Raw genomic sequence first — 4393 nt, 5'->3', positions numbered from 1 at the left:
GGAAGCTTGATATTCATAGATTTATGGCTACAAACGTTTCTTTTGCTCCCTGCTTCTGATACAATGGAATACCATCACGTGCAAGCGCACTCAGATGAAGTTCAATTGCTTCGGCGATATTTTTCTTTGCCTCTTCTTCCGTCTTTCCCTGCGAGATGCATCCAGGAAGCGCAGGAACTGTGACGATATACCACCCGTCTTCATCCTGCTCAAGAGTTATTTTAAATTCCATATGTGATCACCCTGAAGCCAGATAACCTCGATCCAGACCGCTGACTTCAACAACGATCTATTACCGACAATTTAGATGGTACAACTTTTAGGATGATCTATTCTTGCCTTCTTTGAGGAATAACCTTCTGATCATCCAGGAGCTCAAAATGAGGCCATCAAAACAACACTCCTCCTGCTTTGATGGGCTCTATAAAATGCCACATCCGGATCAAAGCCCTTAAAGTCTTGTATACCAACCATTACTTTAGAGGTGTTAAATTCAGGAATGAAGAGCCAGGATCCCCCCCACACAACCATCTGCGTCGTCGGCCTCGGGTATGTCGGCTACCCGCTCGCCTGCGCATTTGCCGATAAGATCCGGACAATCGGCTATGATGTCGATGCAAAGAAGATCGCAGCAATCAATGATACCTCCGGGAACAGGATCGAGGCGACGACTGATCCGGCCCGGATCCGGGAGGCGGATGTTGTGATCATCGCAGTCCCGACCCCCGTCACAAAGGCAAAAGATCCCGATCTCTCCTATGTCGTCTCCGCCGGGGAGACGGTGGGGAAGCAGATGAAACAGGGTGCGATCATTGTCCTTGAATCGACCGTCTATCCGGGCCTCACCGAGGAGGTCTTCGTCCCGGTGCTTGAGCGGGTATCAGGGCAGGTCTGCGGCCGCGACTTCTTTGTTGGCTACTCGCCTGAACGGATCAACCCGGGCGACGACGAGCACACGCTCGAGAAGATCACAAAAGTCGTCGCCGGCATGGACGAGGCGACCGCGGCCCGGCTTGCCGCCCTCTATGGTATGATTACTACCGTCCATCTCGCACCCGACATCCGGACCGCAGAAGCAGCGAAGGTTATCGAGAATGTCCAGCGGGATCTGAATATCGCCCTCATGAACGAGCTCTCGATCATCTTCGGCCGGATGGGCATCGACACCCGTGCAGTCCTCGAGGCGGCCGGCACCAAATGGAACTTCCACAACTACCGGCCCGGCCTCGTCGGCGGCCACTGCATCCCCGTCGACCCCTACTACCTGGTGATGAAGGCCGAGGAGCTCGGGTACCACCCGCAGGTGATCCTGGCCGGCCGGGCAATCAACGACGCGATGCCCCGGCACGTCGCCCAATTAGCGATCAAAGAGCTGAACCGTGCCGGCAAGGTGATCAAGGGATCCAAAGTCCTCATCCTCGGCCTCACCTACAAGGAGAATGTCCCCGACACCCGGGAGAGCCCGGTTGAAGAGATGATCCGGGAGCTGAAGGAATTCGAGGTGGATGTTTATGGATATGATCCGCTTCTGGGGGCGGCGGAGATCGAGCACTTCGGGGCGCTGCCTGTGGCATCGCTTGGAGAGATCGGCGAACCGGTTGACTGCATCGTGATCAATGCCCCGCACGCAGTCTTTTCTGAGCTGACACTGGAGACGGTCTGCGGGATCTGCAATGGGAAGCCGATTGTGGTGGATGTGACCGGCATGCTCCGGGGGGATGATGAGGTGAGGGATGGGTGTGTGTACAGGACATTATAAAATCCCCCTCTCTTCGAACTCTCTTCGAATTCATAAGTCAATCCAGAAGACCTTTCAATAAATATGTAACATTTTCAGAGAAGAATTACTACGGAGCTCATCTCACCATGCAGATCCCAATCGCCCGTCCATTCCTTGGCCCTGAAGAGGCTGAAGCCATTACTGCTGTCCTTTCCTCCGGCATCATCGCCGAAGGCCCGTTTACCAGATCATTTGAAGATGAGTTTGCCGCATACTGCGGGGCGGGGCATGCCGTTGCCGTGAACAACGGGACCGCCGCCCTCCATGCAGCTCTTCTTGCAGCGGGAGTGGGTCCCGGCGATGAGGTGATTGTCCCAGCATTTTCCTTCTTTGCAACAGCTTCATCTGTTGCGATGACCGGGGCAAAACCGGTTTTTGCCGATGTTCTGCGGGATACCTGCTGTATCGATCCGGATTCAGTTTGTGATCGGATCACAAAAAAGACAAAAGCGGTGATCGGCGTCCACCTCTATGGCCAGCCCTGCGATGCGTTTCTGCTGAGAGAGATCTGTTCAGACCGGGGACTTCTCTTCATAGAAGATGCTGCCCAGGCCCATGGAGCGATGATCAACGGAGCGAAGGTCGGATCAATTGGGGATCTCGCCTGCTTCTCATTCTATGCCACCAAGAATATGGCAACCGGCGAAGGGGGGATGGTGACAACCAACTCAGCTGATCTGAATGACCGGCTCCGGCGGATCATCAACCACGGGCAGTCCGAGAAGTACATCCATACCGAAATCGGGTACAACTACCGGATGACCGATATCGCTGCTGCCATCGGGCGGGTGCAGCTCTCAAAACTGAATGAATTTATTCGAGCACGGCAGGAGAATGCAACATTCTTCAACGAGCATATCAGGGTGCCCGGGATCATCACCCCTGTTGTTGCTCCGGACAGATCCCATGTCTGGCATCAGTATGTAGTCCTGGTGACAGAGGATGCCCCGCTCTCCCGTGAGGAACTAATTGTATACCTGAAGGAACAGGGGATCGGATCTGCCATCCACTACCCAGTGCCGCTCCACCGGCAGCCGGTCTTTGCATCGATTGGAGCTGATGGTGGGATTGCATGCCCGGTTGCAGATGAACTCGCAGAAACAGTCCTCTCGTTTCCTGTCCATCCCGGTGTCGGTGCAACAGAGCGGCAATATATTGTGTATTCATTGAACAGACTTTAAATAAGGCTTCAGAATAAAGGAGAAGATGCTATGATAGATGCTGGGGTCATCGGCTGTGGGGTCATGGGAAGAAACCATGTCCGGGTCTATAGTGAACTGAAGGAAGTCGGGGCAACCTACGTCTTCGACCTTGATACAAAGAGTGCTGAGGCGGTCGCCGCCCAGACGGGAGCCGAGGTCTGTTCTTCGATTGAGGAGCTGCTCAGGAAGGTCGATCTCGTCTCGCTCGCTGTCCCCACCCGGTTCCACTTCGAGACCGCTAAACAGGTGATTGCATCCGGCGTGCATACCCTGATTGAAAAACCGATCTGCGGAACCACAGCAGAAGCTGAGCAGCTGATACAGGAGATTCCTGAGGATGTTGTGGTAGGTGTTGGGCATATCGAGCGGTTCAACCCGATCGTCCCTGAGATCAGAAGGATTGCAACAGCCCCCCAGTATGTCGCCTTCCACCGGCACAACCCGGCATCCGGCCGGATCACTGATGCCTCAATTGTTGAGGATCTGATGATCCATGATATTGACATCCTCTTCAACGCCTTCTTCCCGGATCAGGAGTATTCCTTCTCGGCACGGGGGAACGGCGATATCGCCCTCGTCCTCGGATCAGTTGATACCACCTCCTTCTATCTCTCTGCCTCCCGGAAATCCGCAAAGAAGATCCGGTCGATATACATTGAGGAAGAGGATCGTACAATCGAGGGCGACTTCATGACCCAGGAGATCTTTGTGTACCGCAAACCCGAGACCTATGATCAGACCAATGGTCTGTATAGGCAGGAGAATATCATCGAGAAGGTGCTCGTCAACAAGGTTGAGCCACTGAAGGTGGAGCTCCAGGCATTTGTCCGGGCAGCCCGGGATGGCAAACCATTTGAGGTGACACCGGAACAGGGGCTCCTGAATCTCCGGATCTGTGAAGGGGTTATGGAGGAGATGAAGAGGTGAAGATCGTCTCAATCGTCGGCGCCCGCCCCCAGTTCATCAAGTGTGCCCCGGTCTCACGTGCACTCCGAAAGGATCATCAGGAGATCCTGGTGCATACCGGCCAGCATTATGATGAGAATATGTCCGGCATCTTCTTTGAGGAACTATCTATTCCAACACCCGACTACCATCTTGGGATCGGATCCGGCTCCCATGGGGTACAGACCGGCCGGATGCTTACTGCGATTGAAGAGGTGCTGCTAAAGGAGATCCCGGATATGGTCCTCGTCTATGGTGACACCAACTCTACCCTCGCCGGTGCACTGGCCGCAGCCAAGCTCCATATCCCGGTTGCGCATGTTGAGGCCGGCCTCAGGAGCTTTGACCGCAGCATGCCTGAGGAGATCAACCGTGTCCTCACCGACCATACGTCTGATCTCCTCTTTGTCCCCACTCAGACCGGGGTTGCAAACCTTGCCAGTGAGGGTATTGAAAAGGGTGTGCA

General features: G+C 54.5%; 5 protein-coding genes. 4 read left to right on the top strand and 1 reads right to left on the bottom strand.

The features are described 5' to 3' along the window. Positions 1 to 13: 13 nt before the first annotated feature. The gene (locus QCH34_RS07550; protein WP_300332421.1) at positions 14 to 232 is read right to left on the bottom strand and encodes a type II toxin-antitoxin system HicB family antitoxin; all 219 of its coding nucleotides are present in this window, start codon (positions 230 to 232) and stop codon (positions 14 to 16) included. 267 nt (positions 233 to 499) lie between these two features. Between QCH34_RS07550 and QCH34_RS07545 the strand changes: the two genes are divergently transcribed. The 4 genes from QCH34_RS07545 to QCH34_RS07530 form a co-directional block, all read left to right on the top strand. After that, entirely contained in the window at positions 500 to 1759 is a 1260-nt protein-coding gene (locus QCH34_RS07545) for a nucleotide sugar dehydrogenase (RefSeq protein WP_300332419.1), read from the top strand. A gap of 107 nt (positions 1760 to 1866) precedes the next feature. After that, a complete protein-coding gene (locus QCH34_RS07540) occupies positions 1867 to 2961 on the top strand; it encodes a DegT/DnrJ/EryC1/StrS family aminotransferase (RefSeq protein ID WP_300332416.1) in 1095 nt (364 codons plus the stop codon). A gap of 30 nt (positions 2962 to 2991) precedes the next feature. Then, the gene (locus QCH34_RS07535) at positions 2992 to 3909 is read left to right on the top strand and encodes a Gfo/Idh/MocA family oxidoreductase (RefSeq protein WP_366898451.1); all 918 of its coding nucleotides are present in this window, start codon (positions 2992 to 2994) and stop codon (positions 3907 to 3909) included. Then, positions 3906 to 4393 (top strand): UDP-N-acetylglucosamine 2-epimerase (locus QCH34_RS07530; RefSeq protein ID WP_300332414.1); only part of this gene is annotated, 488 nt, incomplete at its 3' end. The genes QCH34_RS07535 and QCH34_RS07530, both read left to right, overlap by 4 nt.

This window comes from Methanocalculus sp., assembly GCF_029762515.1.
Lineage (GTDB): Archaea > Halobacteriota > Methanomicrobia > Methanomicrobiales > Methanocorpusculaceae > Methanocalculus.
This window is presented reverse-complemented; position numbering and strand designations above follow the sequence as displayed.